The organism is Niallia sp. Marseille-Q9988, assembly GCF_976954375.1.
In genome coordinates, this window is sequence record NZ_CDRJSZ010000003.1 from 349,211 (window position 1) to 367,376 (window position 18,166).

Here is an 18,166-nt window from a genome sequence, read left to right on the forward strand (position 1 = left end):
CTATTGTTAAAAATATGGGGAGGGGATTAACCTGAAGAAGTTAGGAAAAGTATTACTATGTATGAGTTTATGGCTCTCTTTACCGTATGCAGCATTCGCATACAGCAACCCAATGGATTTACCAGAATCTTGGACATGGGATAGTGGGGAGTATTATGGAGAAGGGGACCCATTTATTCTAAAGCACAATGGTATTTATTATCTTTATGTTAGTACGGTAGATGATAAAAGTGGTGTGAAAGCTTGGACATCTGAAGATTTGATGGATTGGAAATATGCTGGTCTTGTTACAGAAGAACCTACTACAAAGGCTGCCTATGCACCGGAAGTAGTTTACTGGAATGGTGAATTCTATATGTATACATCTCCAGGTGGAAATGGGCATTATGTGTATAAAAGTTCAAGTCCTCTAGGCCCTTTTGAAAAACAAACGGATAACCTTGGAATGGGAATTGATGGACATGTTTTTATTGATGATGATGGCAAATGGTACTTTTATAGTACGGGATCAAACAGAATAGATGCACGCTCCATGCCATCGCCAGCTGAATTTGGCAAAGCAACAGATACTGGTGCAGAAATGAATGGCTGGACAGAAGGAGCAACTGTACTGAAAAGAAACGGCAAATACTATATGACATATACGGGAAATCATATTTGGAATAAAGCATACCGGATTGACTATGGAGTAAGTGATTCACCCAATACTGGTTTTACAGCAAATAAAGAGCAAAATCCACTTCTATTAAATACAGAAGGAGAAAATGTAGGGTTAGGGCATAACACAGTTGTCCGAGGACCCGACCTTGATTCTGACTACATTGTGTACCATAGTCATGCAAACCCTGGGCGTTACATAAACTTTGACCGCATAGCGTGGAATGGAGATAAAATGCTAGTGTTAGGGCCAACAACCTCTGACCAACCAGATCCTGCATTACCGGATTTTAGTGATCGATTTGATCGCACTGCCATCGGAGAAGATTGGAAAAATGTAAATGGAGGAAAATGGAGTATTACAGATGATTCTTCTAATTGGCTTGAACAGAAGACTTTGGGTGATACGAAATGGTATAGACAAGTAAGTAAAGTATCTACAGATAAGGAATATACAGCAGAATTTAATCTGAAAATGGTAGAAAAAGGGGAGAGTGAAAATCCTCGACTTGGTGTAGTTTTCTCCTACACTGATGAAAAGAACTACGGGACAGCTGTCTTGAGTCCAGAGCATAATCGACTGGAAACAAATTTTGTTGTTGATGGTGTGGAACAAGGCTGGGAGTACGCAGATTTACCAGAAGGCTATGATTACACAAAGCTGCATCAAATGAGAGTAGAAAAGGCAGAAGATACATTCAGAATCTTTGTGGATGGCATGCAAAAACAGACGCGAGAGGTTAGTAAAATTGGTGCTGGTAGCATTGGCTACACTACTTCAGATGTTCACGGAGCTTTTGGCTATACAGCTTTTAGTAATAAAGTAGACGGAAGTAATGTCTTTGATGCCTATAAGCCTTTACCAGGAAAAGTTGAGGCGGTTCATTACAATGCTGGTGGAGAAGGTGTTGGGTATCATGATAAAACAAGAAAAGAAGCGGTTAATCCGTATCGACAAGACGATGTGGATATTGCTGACGATTCCGACGGCAGTTATTATGTTGAATCAAATGAAAAAGGCGAATGGCTGAAATACAATGTAAATATTGCAGAAGAAGGCTTATATAATCTGGATTTACGTGTAGGCGCATCTTCCAAGGATGCTAAGGTAAGGATCTTGTTAGATGGAAAGACGGATATAACTGGGGATGTAAGTATTCCGCAATCAACGGATTGGAGAACGTTCTCTATCGAAAAGCTTAAATTACCAAAAGGAAAGCATACTTTAACCATGGAAGTGGTAAAGGGGTCGTTTGATTTTTCAAGCTTTAAAGTACAAGGATACAAAGCAGTTGACAGTTTATATGACGATTTTAATGACGGGGATGCAGAAGGATGGGACGAAATAGAGGGAACATGGAAAGTTGGTCCTTTTGAAGAGCAAAATATTGATTTTGATGAATACAAAAAGGTTCCTGGGGTAATTAATGCAGCCTATTACAACACTGGCGGTGAAGGAGTCGCCTATCATGATACGACGGCTGAGAATATTGGTGGCGTATTCAGAAGAGATTCTGTAGATATAAGAACAAATCCGGAAGGCGGCGGATATGCTGTTGGGTGGAATCAGACTGGTGAATGGCTGAAATACAATGTAAATGTGCAAGAAGCTGGCGAATATAATCTCAAGCTCTATGTAGCAACAACCTTCACAAGTGCCAAGGCACGTTTATGGTTAGATGATGAAATAGATTTAACGGGCGTATTTGATGTCCCGGCCACTGGTGACTGGAACAATTGGAAGCCTGTTATTCAAAATGGAATTACTTTGCCTAAGGGAAATCACACATTGAAACTAGAATTCGTGGAAGGGGAATTTGATTTTACAAAAATGGAATTATCATCCTTTGATATTCCTAGATCACTCCCTGGGCTCATTGAAGCGGAAGACTATAACACTGGTGGCCAAAATGTAGCTTATTATGATAAGACAGAAGGAAACGCTGGTGGACAATACCGCAACGATGATGTGGATATTCGAAAATTATCTGAAGGGGATTATGCAGTTAGCTCGATTCAAACGGGAGAATGGTTAATGTATGATGTAGATATTTTAGAAGAAGGAAGCTATGGACTTGATTTACTTGTTTCCTCTGTAAGCGATGGAGCGAAGGTGAAAATTCTTTTAGATGACGAGATAGATGTAACAGATGAAATTGCTTTGCCGAAAACGGGAAGTGTGGACACTTGGAAGAATGTATCATTACAGGATATAGCATTACCAGCAGGCAAGCATACGTTAAAAGTGGTTGCTGTAGAAGGGGACTTTGAGCTTTCGAAGTTCATGTTCCACCAATTTGATAAGCACAAAAAGCTTCCAGGTAAAATAATGGCAGCAGACTATATTACCGGTGGAGAAGGAGTAGCGTATCACGATAAAACAAGCGAAAATATTGGGGGCGAGTATCGACAGGATGCAGTAGATATTCGCGTTAACCCTGAAGGTGGCTACAATGTTGGATGGAATCAAACAGGAGAATGGTTAAAGTATAATGTTGATATTGCAGAAGCCGGTACTTACGATTTGGCCATAAATGTAGCTACAACCTATAAAGATAGTCAAATCCGCTTATGGCTTGATGATTCGATTGATTTAACAGGTGTTATTGATGTGCCTAGTACTGGTGATTGGAATAATTGGGAAAATGTTATTAAGGAAGATGTTTCCTTACCAGCTGGGCAGCATACGATTAAAGTAGAAATAGTAAAAGGGGAATATGATTTTAACTATTTTGAGTTCCTAGAGGAAATCGAAGTAACAGAGCCACAAATAATAGGGGAGTACAATGCAAGTAGTGAGACATTTGCCAAATCAGTCATCGGTGAAAACGAATGGAAAGACTATATTGTAGAAGCGGATGTTAAAGTGGCAGAAGGTTCTGGAGACGGAGGAGTCATCTTTAGAGTAAACAATCCTGCTAATGGAATCGAGCTTAGCCAAAATAATGCTGATTTTATGCAAGGATATGTAGCTTATATAAATGAAGACGGAGTCCACCTAGGAAAGCAAAATTATAATTGGGAGTATCTAGATGGTGCTTCACTTAAAGAACCAACATCCACTTGGCATCATATGAAGATTGAAGTGAATGGGACAACGATTAAAGTGTATGTGGATGATATGACGACACCGAAAATCAATTTTACGGACAATAGTCGTACTGCCTTTACACAAGGAAAAGTAGGGGTAAGATCCAATTATAATAATACGAAGTTTGATAATTTCTTTGTTAGATCATACGAAGCGGATCATTCGTCCATTCAAGAATTATTGGATATGTATAAGGGTTCAGGGGAGCTAAAGGATAGTCTTTATAAAAGCTTAAGCAATAAATTGAAGCAATCCCAAAATCACCTAGAGAAGGGGAAAGAAGATCAAGCAGTTAAATTTCTGCAAGATATGATTAAACTGATTAATAACGACAAAACTGAGAAATTGCCTGTTGATAAAAAGGAAAGCTTGAAGGCGGATATAGAAAGATTGATAGAGCAATTGTGAAGTGGGTGTCAGGCACAGTAAAAAGACAGTTGTCTTTTGATGGTGCCTGACACCATTTTTTGGCACCATTTTTTTAAGAGGATGCCATATTTTTGATTCCAATGAATTCTATGATTTTCCGAATGTTTATTAACACAAGACTACTTAATATTAGAAAAACTCCAATAAGCATGATTGGGTGGACATTTTCCTCATAGAAAAAATGGCCGATAGTTAAAGCGATTAGCGGTGATACATACAACCATGTCGAGGGAAGAAAGGCATTGGTCTTTGCCACTAGGTAGTAATAGATAGTGTGGCCAATCATTGATCCCGCAATTGTCAAGTAAACGATAGATAAAAAACTCGGGATTGTTAGTGCAGGTGCTGTTTCCCTTGTAAATAGGGATAGAAGTAGCAAGAATATCCCTCCATAAACCATTTGCACAGCGTTCATGGCCATTGGACTTTCCTCTTTAAATATGCCAATAATTTTTCCAGAATAAATCGTACCGACTGCATAGCCGATTTCACCTAGGAGGATAATTCCACATCCTAATATCCAACGGATGCTCCAATCGATCGATTGTAAGTCCAGGCAGAAAAAGAAAGAAGACACCAATAAAACCTATTATTACTCCGCAAATGCTGGATAGATTCATCTTTATTCGTAAAAATGCAGTCTGAATTAGGATAATCATAATTGGTCCTGAAGCCGAAAGTACTGCTGCAATTCCTGAAGAAACAAATTGTTCTGCCCAATAAAGGCTAGCAAAGGTAATAAAGGTTAAAGAAAATCCTGTGAACATAAGTTCTTTGCGACACAGTAGTTTCCAGGATGTTCGTTTGCGTATAAGAAGAAAAAAATAAAGGATGGCACCTGCTGCTAAAAACCGTATTCCCGCAGATAGAAAGGGCGGAAAGCCTTCATCTATTCCTACCTTAATGGCCAAAAAAGTAGTTCCAAAAATAAAACACATGATACAATACATAATTACCGTCATCGTAATCCCTCCTGCAATTAATTGTAAAATAGGCTGGATAGACCAGATGGAATTATATAGACCAGATTTAAGCAAATGGTACAATAATAGCAGATGAGGAGGGATTATAATGGTTGTAAAATCAGAACATACTGCCTTATACAAGCAAGTTTATGAATATATACTGACACGTATTAAAACAGGAGAATGGGAAAAAGACAGAAAGCTTCCTTCCGTAAGAGGTCTTGCAGATTTGCTAGGGGTTCATCGGTTGACAATCTTAAAAGCGTATCAACTTCTAAAGGAGGAAGGTTATGTCTACGCAAAAGATAAAACAGGCTATTATTGTAAAGATAGCAATTATTTAAGTGAAAAGGGAGAACAGCCTGCTATCCACTCCTATATTCAAAATAGCCATTTATCAGAAATTCATCGTGAGCAAACTTTTTATAAATTCTCTGCTGCAGTTATTGATCCAACATTATTGCCAAACAGATACCTTTCTCAACATGTTAAAGAGATATTTGATCGATACCCTCACTTGCTTGGGACTTATGCACCTGTAAAGGGAGATGATGAATTGATTGTAGGATTATCTGCCTATTTCCAAAAGTATGACAAACTGTACATAGAAGAAGACTCCATTATCGTTACATCTGGGGCACAGCAGGGTATTGATATTATTGCAAAGGTGTTTGTTCAGGGGCATGATTATGTGATGATTGAAAGTCCTACATACAGCGGAGCAATCGATATATTTGTGAATAGGGGAGCAAAACTCATTTCCGTCCCTATTACAGAATCAGGTTTTTGCCTAAAAGAAGTAGAATCGCTTATGAAAAAGTATAAACCAAAGCTTTTTTATACAAATCCAACCTATCACAACCCGACAGGTTATACGGTGCCAGCTGAACAAAGAAAGCAACTCGCAGATTTGGCGGAAAAATACCAATGCATTATTTTGGAAGATGATTCTTTTCATGAAATCTATTTCCACGAAACTCCTCCACCGCCATTATTTTCATATGATACAGGAGGGTATGTTATTTATTTACGCAGTTTCTGTAAATATATGGCGCCAGGATTGAGAATATGTGCAATGGTCGCCCATCCAAGCCTTGTCAAATGGCTCATTAAGGGAAAGGCGCTTGCGGATAATGGAACTCCCTTGCTTAATCAGAAAGCTTTTTTGTTTTACCTTACTTCGGATAGGGTCCGTATACATATGGAAAAACTAAGAATAGCATTGCAGTTAAGAAAAGAGCGAATGGAAGCAGCGCTCAAGAATCATTTTAAATGGGATAGCCCGGGTGGAGGATTAAATCTATGGGTTCGTATTGATGAAGAAATGGATAAAAGCTTATTGAAAAACAGAGCACTAGCAAGTTCTATTTCGTATGTACCAGGATCTATCTGCGACCCGCATGGAAGAGATATCCCATATATAAGGCTTAGTTATTCTTTCCTGAATGAACTAGAAATTAAGAATGGAATACGAGAGTTAATGAATATTTATGATTTTACAGCCAAAGAAATAAGGGGAAGAGGTGCTATTTCAGGGAAATAGAAAATGGATGTTTTCTCTAGCTATTTTACCTTTTTGTCGACAAACTAAAACAGCTAAACAATATTTAGCTGTTTTTTTTGCTTACTTAATTTACTTAATAACCAGAGTCTTCTGAGGTAAGATTATCTATCAGTTTATAATCATATTTTTGTAATGGCTTCTCGGCAGGTCCTTCCAGCACTTCCCCTGTATACGAGAATCTAGAACCATGGCACGGGCAATCCCAAGATCGTTCACCATTATTCCATTTCACTTCACACCCCATGTGAGTACAAGTTGTATCTACGATATGAAGCATACCCTCTTTATCTTTATAAGCCCCTTTTCTGTGCCCATCAATGTCAATAACAGCTCCCTCATCGTTGGCTAGATGATGGATACTCTTCTGAGGAATTTCTAATTTCCCTTTAATTAAATGACTAACAACGTTCGCATTTTCCGTTAAGAAGTTTTTCAGACTTGGATTCGGATGAAAACGGGAAGGAGAATATAATTCCTGGTACTTGTTCTTTTTTCCTAGTACGATATCTCGGAATAAAAGCGCAGCTGCGGTTCCATTTGTCATCCCCCATTTCCGATATCCACTAGCGATTAATATATTTTTTTGACCAGGGGTAATTTCGCCAATGTAAGGGATCTTATCCAGTGTAACTAAATCTTGAGCTGACCAACGGTATGTAATATTTTCAATGCCGAATACTTGTTGGCCGAAGGTCTCCAAGGCCTCGTAATGTTTGAGTGTTTCCCCTCCTTGTCCTGTTTTATGACTTTCCCCAGAAATAAGAATCATTTCTTCGCCATTGATTGTTGCATAGCGGAGAGACCTTTTCGGTTCATCGGCACTAATATACATACCACCTGGATATTCTGTTTTTATTTTAGCAGCAATAATATAGGAACGGTCTGCATGCATTCTTGTAGAGTAAAGTCCTGCTCCTTCATAAAAAGGGAAATGAGAACAGGCAAGAACGTATTTTCCTGTAATTCGAGCTCCTCCACGAGTAAGAACGATGGGGTGTTCGCCAGTCTCTATATCTACAGCTGTTGTATTTTCAAAGATGTATCCACCTTTTTCGGTAATTATTTTTGTAAGATGAGCCAAGTATTTAAGTGGATGGAATTGTGCTTGATTTTTCATAACAAGTGCATTAAATATTTCTAAATCGAAAGGGAGTTTATTTACGAGTTCGCCTTCAATAAGAAGCTCCTTATAGGCATCTGCCTCTTTTTCTAGTTTAAGTGCATATTCTTCTGTTGTGCTATAAACATAAGCATCTTGCTGAGTGAACTCACAATCAATTTGATGTTTATTGATCGTTTCTTGAACAAAGTTTAAAGCATCGGTGTTTGCCTCGTAGTATAATCTTGCCATCGTGTTCCCAGCATAGCGGATTAGTTCATCATAGATTAAATCATGCTGGGCAGTGATTTTAGCTGTGGTATGTCCTGTTGTCCCGTTCAGTAATTTGTCTGCTTCGATAATAGCAACTTTCAGCCCTTCATTCGCCAGCAGATAGGCGGAAGTAATGCCTGTAATGCCACCTCCTACAATAACGACATCAACTTGCATGTCATTCTCAAGGCGGGGGTACTCTGGTAAATGAGCCGTATTTATCCAATAAGATTCTGCGTTAGGGGGTAATTTTCCATTGTAATTAGTGTTGGTGGTCACTATATAAATCCTCCATCTAATAGGTTATACCGTTATTATTTCCATTTACTAGAAGGATGATACTTGCAAATAATGGAGTAAGGAGAATATACAATGCAAATATACTGGACAAAAATAAATAAGATTATTGAGGAAACGCTAGAGGTTAAAATATACCTACTTGACCGCCCGGAAGACTTTATATGGAAGGTTGTTGCCTGACACCATTTTTTTCTATTTTTCCCTTACTCACCATTTTCATCGTAACGACTTCCGTTACGCAAAGGAAAGAAGCTTAAAAGTAAATTAGGTATAGTATGTAGATAGGCAGTTGGTAACAAGAGATGAAAACATCAACAATCAGTATCTGGTAATCTAGATTAGCCTTTCATTTTTTTCTTCATCGCTCATTACCGAATGGACTTTTTATTTAACAAAGGGGATTAACTTGCAACAAATATAAAACGCTAACTTCTAAAGAGCTAAAATTTAGTTACGAGAGACTTAGGCACAATTCGTCAAAATGGTTAGTGAGAAATTTAAAATCTATTAATTGTGTATTGGAAATCATGTTATAGGGTTTGAATTTTCTCAGTCTATAATTGTTGGGATATTCTAATAGCATCAAAACATATTAATAAAAAAACTATAAAATAATTACAAAGAGGCTGGGACATAAGTATTTCAATCAACAACAAACACGAACTATAATGTAATTTAGTTACATTATAGTTCGTGTTTGTTTTTTAGAAAAAGGTTTAAAAACGAAGTGAAATGGAGCGGAGGACGCTCGACTCCTGCGGGAAATAGAGACGCTTTAGACCCCGCAGCGCAGCGAGGAGCTTAGCTTCCTCCCCGGCGCATCGTGCGTCCGTAGCGCAATGGAACGACTGGTTTTTACACTTATCTAGATTTAAAAACATAGATAACCATCATGAGAAAGTAGCTTTATTTAAGAGATAAATTAAAGATTGTTCGTCTTTAAAGATTAGTTATTTAGTTTGGTCCCAGCTTCTTACTTTGCTATAATTATGTCATCAAATATGACATTCGGAGTGTAAAATAAATGAAAAAGAATAGATTCAAGCATGATGATTTTGAATATGATACAAACGATGAATTTTATTTTATAGCTGGTCACACGGATGGTGGTGCAACATTTGGACTTCGTTGGGAAGATATTATCCCAGAAGAATTGAATTTCAGACCAGCTATCAAAAAAGATGCAGAAGAAGTTGTAGAACTAATTCATCTTGCAATTGGAGATATCACTGAGCAGTTAACCGGTCAAACGAAGGTGGAAAATATTCATACGACTCTTGCAAAATTTTTTCGTGAAGAAAACAATCGTCTTAGCTATCAAAATGTGATAGTTGCGGATATTTTTGACGAGATAACTGGAATTATCGTAACTTATTCTGGCACAGATGCTTACCAATTGGACAAGCCTCTACTTGAACGTTTAAGAAGAAAAACAAGGAATCAGAACATTAACTTTGATCAAGAGGCGGATATTGGAGATTTATATATTGATACGATTTCTGTCTCACCAAAGTTTCAGGGCTATGGAATTGGGTCAGAATTGTTGAGGAAGGCTGAAGAATTAGCGTTACAGAAAGGATATGAGCGAATATCCCTCAATGTTGCCAAGGATAATCCCTATGCAAAAAAGTTATACATTCGTATAGGATATCAAGAAGATAAAGAGATACAGATTAATGGTCACACTTATGACTATATGGTGAAGACATTGAAATTTCATGCTAATAGGGATTAATTTATGTTGTTCCATCTAGGGTACATATTGGAGATTTTTTAAAGGAGAGCTTCTTCTGAAATTAGGAATCAATAAAGCAAGTGCGATTGATTAATTCAAGTGGAAGCAATCATTGATGTAGAATGCGATAAGCCAGATAATTTAATATACTAAATAAACTTGTAGAGTCATATTAGAAAAAATTCAATTGTTAGATGGGTAAACGTTTTAATTAACGATAATAGGACAAACGGAATGGTCAAAGGTTTAGAAGAATGGAGAGAAATGATATCTCAACAATTAATGTTTCAGGGGACAAGAAATCTGTCCCCTGATCCCTTTAGTATCCTGGATAATAAGGATTCGAATATGGATAAGGATACGGGGATGGGTAAGGATACGCATACGGGTAAGGAGCAGGTACTGGATAAGGAGTTGGTGTTGCGGCAGCGCCAAGTGCTAATCCTGTAAGAGTACCTAATGCAAATCCTCCTCCTGGATAATGTCCACCTTGATGATGCCAGTTTCCACCATTTCCCCAATTTGGATTTGGATGTCCGCCGCCATGTTGATGCCAATTATTGTGTCCACCATGGCCACCTGATGCATGACCACCACCGCCATGATGTGACCTCATGCCTATTTGATTAAAATTCATCATTTTTTTGTCCCCTTCCTTTAAAATCTTTATATCATATGCCTATATTCTCAAAATGGATATCAAAAATAGGTGACAAAAAATAGGTGACAGGCACTATAAAAAGACAACTGTCTATTTATGGTGCCTGTCACTATTTAAAATAAAAGAAGTGGTTATGCCATACGTAATTTGTGGTATAACAACCATGAAAACATATCTTATTTTTCAGAATTCAATTGAGAATCGTTTTCATCAAATGGAATTTAGTGTATAATCTTCGTGGGGAAGCGGAACCTAACAGTATGCTCATTTCTGATCATTAAATACAAGGAGTTTGATTGTATGGATAATAAAAATAATCAAGATACAAACGATAATATTGAGGTCTGGGAAGATCTTGTTCAAATAAAGGATTTGGTGTTGGCAATCGTAATTTGTGCGGTAACCACAATGGGGGCCTATTTTATTGCGCCAAATGAAGCACCAAAGCCTCTATTTTTCGGACTCTCCGGTGCTCTTATTGGTTTTATCATTTGTAGTTTTATCATTAAGCCAAAAAGAAACTTTAAGGGAACAGGAGAAAAATAATGGATATCATGTTAATTATAGAGATGATTGCTGCTGCCGTTTTAGCAGCTGTTTTATATACAATAATCGGCGTTGCACCAGGGACAGATGAAACAGCTGTATTAGCTCCGGTGACGTTAGCAATCGTATTGGCAGGGGTAGAGCCAATTGTGGTCTTAACCTTCTTTATCTCTGCGATTGTGGCTAATAAAGTAACGGATTCGATTCCAGTTGCGCTCGCTGGTATTCCTGGCGGGGTGATGGCAACCCCAATGGTAGAGCATGCACTCGTATTAAAAAAACATGGTATGCCTGATATCAGTATTCGCAAAATGGCATCTGGCTCTGTTATTGGGACGCTCGTTTCGGTTCCTGTAAGCTTACTTATGGCACAAGCCTTAATACCATTTTCTGATGTCATCAAAGAATATGCAAACCCGCTCTTTTTCATTGGTGCCGTTTTACTTGCATTAATGACCAAAAATAAAGTGTTAGCACTTGTATCGATTCTTCCATTTGCTTTACTAATTGAAGGCCTGCGCCATCTCTATTGGGGAATCGGAGTAGTGCCTGAGGGAACGAATGTCTTCATTTCCTTTTTCTTGGGAATTACAATTGGTCCCGTCATTTTGACCATATTTGAACTTTTACATAAAGAAAAGCGAGATAGTATGCCAAGGTTTCCAAAGAAAACGATTGATTTTGCGCAAACAAATCCCATTAAAGGATTTCCTAGTCCTTTTAAAATATTGACAAAGCAGGAAACCGCATCAAGTGTACTTGCCAGTTTTATCGGTTCTATCACCTTCATTATGAGCCCTGTCGGCATGACTATATTTCTTGGAGAACTTTTTTCAAGTAGAGTAAAGGATCCGGTGAAAAAAGCATCTGTTGCGATTGCATCAATGGAGGGGCTGACAAATGCTACGTATATTTCTGGAACCTTGATTCCTTTAATTGCACTCGGTATTCCCTTGTCTCCAATGGCGATTGGTCCAGCTAATGCCCTTTTTAATGCGCCGCCAGTCTTTACAACAGAGCATAACCTGCATCATATCTTATCAAATGCAGACTTTGTCTGGGCGACGCTTACCGGTGCAACGATTGCCCTTGCGATCACTTATTTTGTTACCGTCAAATACGCCCATAAAATTTGTGCCTTTGTGTTTCGGTGGGTTCCCCATGAAGCAATTCTAGGACTATTTTTCGGACTTGTGCTATTATTAGCTTTTATGGACGCTGGTTTTATTAATATTATTGGTGTACTAGTTATCGGGTTATTTGCTGGTATGCTTCACCGTTGGGGCGTGAATTATGGCGTTCAGTTTATGATCCTTTATTCAGCACCATGGATCATTACTTGGTTTTAAAATGTAGACAAAAGAGGTACATCTAGGTAAACATCCAATTTATTCAGTGAAAGTGGGGATATCGATGCTTGAAACTCCACAAAAAGTTGCGGTAGGCCGAGCACATAGTAAATTGATTTTAATTGGGGAGCATTCCGTTGTTTATGGGCAACCGGCAATTGCTTTTCCTTTTAAACAAATAGAAGTAAAAGTAACAGTGAAAACGATTGGGGGAAATACGATCCAAATCGAAAGCCCCTTTTATCAAGGACCAATTGAACAGATTCCTGAAAAGATGGAGGGAATTGGTGATTGTGTCATCCAAACATTGAAGGTTCTTGAAAAACGTTCATCAGGCTTACATATTCGGATTGCCTCCTCGATTCCAATTGGGCGTGGACTAGGTTCAAGTGCAGCGATTGCGATTGCACTTGTTCGCGGTCTTTTTGCTTTCTTCAATCAGAGTCTCAAGGATAGTCAGCTGATGGCATTGGTGGAACGTGCCGAAAAATTTGCTCATGGAACGCCAAGTGGGATCGATATGATGGCAGCATCTAGCGCCAATCCCATTTGGTTTCAAAAACAACAAGAGGTTGAAATGGTGAAAATAGGTGCTCCCTTTCATTTGGTTGTAGCAGATAGTGGCAGGATTGGCGATACGTATTCAGCAGTGAAATCGATTCGAGACAAGTATGAAAGGAAGCCGAAACAAATCGAGGAATCCATTACATTACTTGGCAAATTGACAGAAGATGTACGGTTAGGACTTGCAGTTGGTGATTATCAAAAGGTTGGCGATAAATTAAATCAAGCACATCAACAGCTCTCTTTACTTGGTGTCAGTGATCTAGGATTAGATGGCCTAGTAGAAGCAGCTCGAACTGCTGGAGCAGTAGGAGCGAAATTAACAGGTGGTGGCCGTGGTGGTTGTATTTTGGCACTAGTAGAAAATGAGACTATCGGCAAAAAGGTTGCAGATGCCTTGGTTCAAGCTGGTGCTACTCAAACATGGCAATACACAATAGCTAAATGCTAATTAGATTAATGAGGAGTATGGTTAATGGAAGCGATCGCTCGTGCGCACACGAATATTGCATTAATAAAATATTGGGGGAAACGCGATTCTAAGTTGTTTTTACCAATGAACAGTAGTTTATCGATTACTTTGGATCATTTTTATACGGAAACAAAGGTACAGTTTTCGGATCAGTTTGAAAAGGATTCTCTTGTCTTAGATGGAAACCAAGTCTCGGATCAGGAGATAGGGAAAATAACCACTTTTCTTAATCATGTACGCAATATTGCAGGGACTAAAACCTTTGCAACAGTGACATCGGTGAATCACGTGCCGACAGCTGCCGGTTTTGCTTCTTCTGCTTCCGGATATGCAGCATTAGCAGCAGCTGCAAGTAAAGCATTACAGTTAGATTTATCAGGCACAGAGCTGTCTGCTTTAGCTCGTCAAGGCTCTGGTTCTGCTTCTCGCTCTATTTTTGGCGGATTTGTTGAATGGCAAAAAGGAGAGAAAACGGACGGAACAGATTCGTTTGCGACACAAATCATAGACGAACAAGCGTGGGATGTGACTGTTCTATCTGTGGTAGTGGAAGCTGGGCCGAAGTCTGTTTCGAGCAGAGATGGCATGCAGCGGACTGTAGATACGTCTCCGTTCTATGATGGCTGGTTAGCAACAATAGAAGAGGATTTAAAGGGGATAAAGGAAGCCATTAAAGCGCGCGATTTTACGCAGCTAGGAGAAATCGCAGAAGCGAATGCCCTGAAAATGCACGCTACAATGCTAGGAGCAAAGCCGCCATTTTTATATTGGCAAAGTGCAACGTTTGACGTTATGCAGAAGGTCATGGAATTGCGCCAACAAGGCATAGAAGCTTACTTCACCATTGATGCAGGGCCGAATGTAAAAGTGCTTTGTGAACCGAAGAATGAACAGATAATTAAAGAAAAGTTTGCTGCTTTGCCTTCTGTCCGTGATGTGATTGTATGTCATCCAGGACCTGGGATTGAATATTTATCAGAGTGGAATGGATAAAGGGAGTGAGTCTGGATGCATGAAATCAAAGTTCCAGGGAAACTATTTATTGCCGGAGAATATGCGGTATTAGAACCTGGTTATCCGGCGATTGTTGTAGCAGTTGATAGGTTTATTACAGCACAGATTACAAAGAGTGAACAACAGACTCTTTCTTTGCCGCAGCTGGGTCTTCCTAATGTTGCTTGTCGATTTGAGGGTGGACAAGTCATTTTTGAAGAGGAAGACACAAGATTAGATTTTATAAAAAATACAATCGCTGTGGTGCATCAATATTTACAAGAAAGGTCTATTGAAACCAAGCCTTTTTCCCTGACGATAACGAGTGAATTGGATGATGCCGATTCTGGCCGGAAATATGGACTAGGGTCAAGTGCAGCCGTAGTTGTCGCTGTTGTTTCCTCTATTTTAACATTGTATAGAGATTTCTTGCCTGTTTCGAAAACCCTTATTTTCAAACTAGCTGCAATCGCTCATTATCAGACACAAGGGAGTGGTTCTTGTGCAGATGTGGCAGCATCGACATATGGTGGTTGGCTCCACTATACAGCGTTTAAAGCGAGGTGGTTAAAAGAAAGGCTGAAAGAGAACGGATCTATTACTCCATTGGTAGAAGAAGAGTGGCCACATCTACAGATCGAGCCACTAGAAGCCCCTGAAGAATTAGTACTTGCTGTCGGCTGGACTGGTAGTTCTGCTAAAACAGCTTCTTTAATAAAGAAGATTGAGCCGCTTAAACAGAACAATTCTACTATTTATGGAGCTTTTTTACGTAAAAGTCGTGATGCTGTATCGACAATGGTAGAAGGGTTTAAACAGAACGATATGGAACTAATGATGGCTAGCTTATCCGCTAATCGATCGGCATTGCTAGAATTAAGTGAAGAGACTGGTGGCGCAATTGAAACGATTTATTTAGAAAAATTGATTGCCATTGCTAATTGTTATGGCGCCGGAAAATCGTCTGGTGCAGGTGGCGGTGATTGTGGAATTGCTTTTACAAGTACAGACAAGCTTGAACGATTACATAAACAATGGCAGGATGCTGGTATTGTTCCATTAGATATCCTCCCTGCAACCAAATATAATTAGACTGGAGTTTGGAAAAATGACTGATTCAATTGATAAAAGAAAAGCCCAGCACATTGAGTTGGTTTTAAATGAAAAAGTAACAGGTGATAACATATCGACTGGTCTTGAAAAGTATCGTTTTCTACATAATGCCTTGCCGGAAATTGATTTTGATGAGATTACATTAGATACAGCGTTTTTAGGTAAAAAAATGAAGACGCCTTTTTTGGTAAGCTCGATGACCGGTGGAGCAGCAATGGCGGGGACGATAAATCGAAATCTGGCCATTGCTGCAGAGGAAAGAGGTTGGGCATTTGCCTTAGGTTCTACAAGAGCACTGATTGAAAATGAAAAATATCGAGAATCCTTTCAAATTCGAAAATATGCGCCAACCATTCCAATCATCGCTAATTTAGGTGCGGTTCAGTTTAATTATGGCTTTGGAATCGAACAATGTAAACAAATTATCGAGATGACGGAAGCGGATATGCTCGTTCTTCATTTGAATAGTATTCAGGAGATTGTACAACAAGAAGGAGATCGGAATTTTAAAGATTTGTTGGGGAGTATTGAGCAAGTATGTACACAGCTAGATATTCCCGTTGGTGCAAAAGAGGTGGGCTTCGGAATTGATGGCACCATTGCGAAAAAATTGACCGACGTTGGCATCTCATTTATCGACGTCGCTGGTGCAGGCGGTACATCATGGAGCCAAGTGGAAAAACTACGCTCCAAAGAGAAGATTAAGAAAATAGCAGCCGAAGCTTTTACTAGCTGGGGGATTCCAACTGCCGAATGTATTGTATCTGTTAATGAGGCAATTGACAAACCGATTATCGCTAGTGGTGGAATCAAAAATGGAATGGATGCTGCTAAGGCTATCGCGCTTGGATCAGATATGGTTGGCTTTGCCCGGTCGATTTTAAAAGAGGCTACAGAATCACCAGAGGGTTTAATTGAACTTTTTGAGACTCGAGAGCTGGAATTACAGATGACTATGTTTGGAATTGGTGCAGCTACTATTGGGGAATTGAAGGGAACAGATAGGATTAGGTAAGGAAGCAGGGGAGTTCTTTTGCTTCCTTTTTGGCTGTCATCTATACTATATTAAATAGGCACTTCATACATTTTTAACATAGTATATAATGTTAAAATTTTCTTTAGTTTGATAAAAGGTACTGAAAAATGGTATAAGTGTAAAAGAATCATGAAATTTGTACTTATTAGGGACAAGGGGTCTGTCCCCTTGTCCCTTTGAAAGGATTTGAATAGATATGAAAGAGAATTTTTGGCGTGACTTGCCACGACCATTTTTTGTGCTTGCACCAATGGAGGATGTGACAGATGTTGTTTTTCGTCATGTAGTGAGTAAAGCAGGGAGACCAGATGTGTTTTTTACTGAGTTCACAAATACGGAGAGCTATTGTCATCCAGAGGGTAAACAAAGTGTACGTGGAAGACTAACTTTTACCGAAGATGAACAGCCAATGGTTGCCCATATTTGGGGGGACAAGCCCGAATATTTTCGCCAAATGAGTATTGGTATGGCGGAGCTTGGATTTAAGGGGATTGACCTTAATATGGGCTGTCCTGTACCAAATGTGGCAGCTAAAGGGAAGGGAAGCGGCCTTATCCTACGTCCAGAAGTCGCTGCAGAAATAATCCAAGCGGCAAAAGCAGGAGGATTACCGGTAAGTGTGAAGACAAGACTTGGTTATACGGAGATAGAAGAGTGGCACGATTGGTTAGCACATATACTGGAACAAGATATCGCTAATCTCTCCATTCATCTGCGTACAAGAAAAGAAATGAGCCAAGTAGATGCCCATTGGGAGCTTATCCCAGAAATCAAAAAGCTCCGTGATCGCATTGCGCCAGATACCCTTTTGACAATCAATGGGGATATTCCTGACCGTCAAAAGGGCTTGAAGCTAGCCGAGCAATATGGTGTGGATGGAATTATGATAGGGCGTGGTATTTTCAAAAATCCATTTGCCTTTGAAAAAGAACCGAAAGAGCATAGCAGCAAGGAATATTTGGATCTCCTAAGATTGCAGCTTGATCTTCATGATAAATATTCAAGTGAATTAGAGCCACGTCCATTCCAAGCTCTTCATCGCTTTTTTAAGATATATGTAAAAGGATTTAGAGGAGCGAGCGAATTGAGAAATCAATTGATGAGCACAAAGTCGACGGATGAAGTGCGTGCGATGCTTGATGGGTTTGAGATTGTTGGATAGTAGACTAAAGCGATCCTCCAAATATATAGGCTAATATTAAATGGGTATGTGTGTTTTGTATAAAACTCACACACCCATTTTTTGCATTGGCTGAAACTTGTAAGTCAGCGTTTCTAAAAACATTAATAGTCCATATTACATAAATTTTGGGGGGGAA

14 protein-coding genes and 1 pseudogene are annotated in these 18,166 nt (G+C 39.1%); 11 read left to right on the plus strand and 4 right to left on the minus strand.

Annotated features, from left to right (window positions below; genetic code table 11):
• The first annotated feature begins 61 nt into the window (after positions 1-61).
• Positions 62-4,156, plus strand: coding sequence for a carbohydrate-binding protein (locus ACWNMZ_RS05900; protein ID WP_441994095.1), 4,095 nt, complete (start codon positions 62-64; stop codon positions 4,154-4,156).
• A 73-nt stretch (positions 4,157-4,229) separates the two neighbouring features.
• Here ACWNMZ_RS05900 and ACWNMZ_RS05905 read toward each other — a convergent pair whose 3' ends face one another.
• Both ACWNMZ_RS05905 and ACWNMZ_RS05910 read right to left on the minus strand, forming a co-directional pair.
• Positions 4,230-4,754, minus strand: a complete 525-nt coding sequence (locus ACWNMZ_RS05905) for a DMT family transporter (protein ID WP_449598363.1) — start codon at positions 4,752-4,754, stop codon at positions 4,230-4,232.
• On the minus strand, positions 4,666-5,139 hold the full coding sequence (locus ACWNMZ_RS05910) for a DMT family transporter (RefSeq protein ID WP_449598365.1): 474 nt from the start codon (positions 5,137-5,139) through the stop codon (positions 4,666-4,668). The genes ACWNMZ_RS05905 and ACWNMZ_RS05910 overlap by 89 nt, the downstream gene beginning before the upstream one ends.
• A 109-nt stretch (positions 5,140-5,248) precedes the next feature.
• Here ACWNMZ_RS05910 and ACWNMZ_RS05915 point away from each other — a divergent pair, with 109 nt between their 5' ends.
• On the plus strand, positions 5,249-6,685 hold the full coding sequence (locus tag ACWNMZ_RS05915; protein ID WP_449598367.1) for an aminotransferase-like domain-containing protein: 1,437 nt from the start codon (positions 5,249-5,251) through the stop codon (positions 6,683-6,685).
• A 94-nt stretch (positions 6,686-6,779) separates the two neighbouring features.
• On the opposite strand, the gene ACWNMZ_RS05920 is transcribed toward ACWNMZ_RS05915, so the two are convergent.
• On the minus strand, positions 6,780-8,357 hold the full coding sequence (locus tag ACWNMZ_RS05920) for an FAD-dependent oxidoreductase (RefSeq protein ID WP_449598369.1): 1,578 nt from the start codon (positions 8,355-8,357) through the stop codon (positions 6,780-6,782).
• Between the two features lie 93 nt (positions 8,358-8,450).
• Between ACWNMZ_RS05920 and ACWNMZ_RS05925 the strand changes: the two are divergent.
• Positions 8,451-8,546 (plus strand): annotated as a pseudogene (locus tag ACWNMZ_RS05925) (dihydropteridine reductase); the annotation flags it as partial.
• Positions 8,547-9,402: 856 nt separating this feature from the next.
• Positions 9,403-10,113, plus strand: a complete 711-nt coding sequence (locus ACWNMZ_RS05930) for a GNAT family N-acetyltransferase (RefSeq protein WP_048719076.1) — start codon at positions 9,403-9,405, stop codon at positions 10,111-10,113.
• A 319-nt stretch (positions 10,114-10,432) separates the two neighbouring features.
• Here the strand turns inward: ACWNMZ_RS05930 and ACWNMZ_RS05935 are convergent, their stop codons facing one another.
• Complete coding sequence (locus ACWNMZ_RS05935) at positions 10,433-10,753, minus strand: hypothetical protein (protein WP_414630350.1); 321 nt, start codon at positions 10,751-10,753, stop codon at positions 10,433-10,435.
• Positions 10,754-11,074: 321 nt separating this feature from the next.
• Between ACWNMZ_RS05935 and ACWNMZ_RS05940 the strand changes: the two genes are divergently transcribed.
• From ACWNMZ_RS05940 to ACWNMZ_RS05970, 7 genes are all read left to right on the plus strand, one after another.
• Positions 11,075-11,320, plus strand: a complete 246-nt coding sequence (locus ACWNMZ_RS05940; protein ID WP_441994090.1) for a hypothetical protein — start codon at positions 11,075-11,077, stop codon at positions 11,318-11,320.
• Positions 11,320-12,669 carry a tripartite tricarboxylate transporter permease gene (locus ACWNMZ_RS05945; protein ID WP_441994089.1) on the plus strand — a complete coding sequence of 450 codons (1,350 nt, stop codon included), beginning with the start codon at positions 11,320-11,322 and terminating at the stop codon, positions 12,667-12,669. Before ACWNMZ_RS05940 ends, ACWNMZ_RS05945 begins: the two co-directional genes overlap by 1 nt.
• 64 nt (positions 12,670-12,733) lie before the next feature.
• Positions 12,734-13,684 (plus strand): mevalonate kinase, encoded by a 951-nt coding sequence (mvk, locus tag ACWNMZ_RS05950; protein WP_031536461.1) that lies wholly within the window; start codon positions 12,734-12,736, stop codon positions 13,682-13,684.
• A gap of 24 nt (positions 13,685-13,708) precedes the next feature.
• A complete protein-coding gene (gene mvaD / locus ACWNMZ_RS05955; RefSeq protein ID WP_031536460.1) occupies positions 13,709-14,698 on the plus strand; it encodes a diphosphomevalonate decarboxylase in 990 nt (329 codons plus the stop codon).
• Between the two features lie 15 nt (positions 14,699-14,713).
• Positions 14,714-15,790: a phosphomevalonate kinase gene (locus ACWNMZ_RS05960; protein WP_449598373.1), complete on the plus strand. Its 1,077-nt coding sequence runs from the start codon at positions 14,714-14,716 to the stop codon at positions 15,788-15,790.
• A gap of 16 nt (positions 15,791-15,806) precedes the next feature.
• Positions 15,807-16,826, plus strand: coding sequence for a type 2 isopentenyl-diphosphate Delta-isomerase (fni, locus tag ACWNMZ_RS05965; protein WP_235252011.1), 1,020 nt, complete (start codon positions 15,807-15,809; stop codon positions 16,824-16,826).
• A 217-nt stretch (positions 16,827-17,043) separates the two neighbouring features.
• Positions 17,044-18,009 carry a tRNA dihydrouridine synthase gene (locus ACWNMZ_RS05970; RefSeq protein ID WP_235252012.1) on the plus strand — a complete coding sequence of 322 codons (966 nt, stop codon included), beginning with the start codon at positions 17,044-17,046 and terminating at the stop codon, positions 18,007-18,009.
• Positions 18,010-18,166 lie beyond the last annotated feature (157 nt).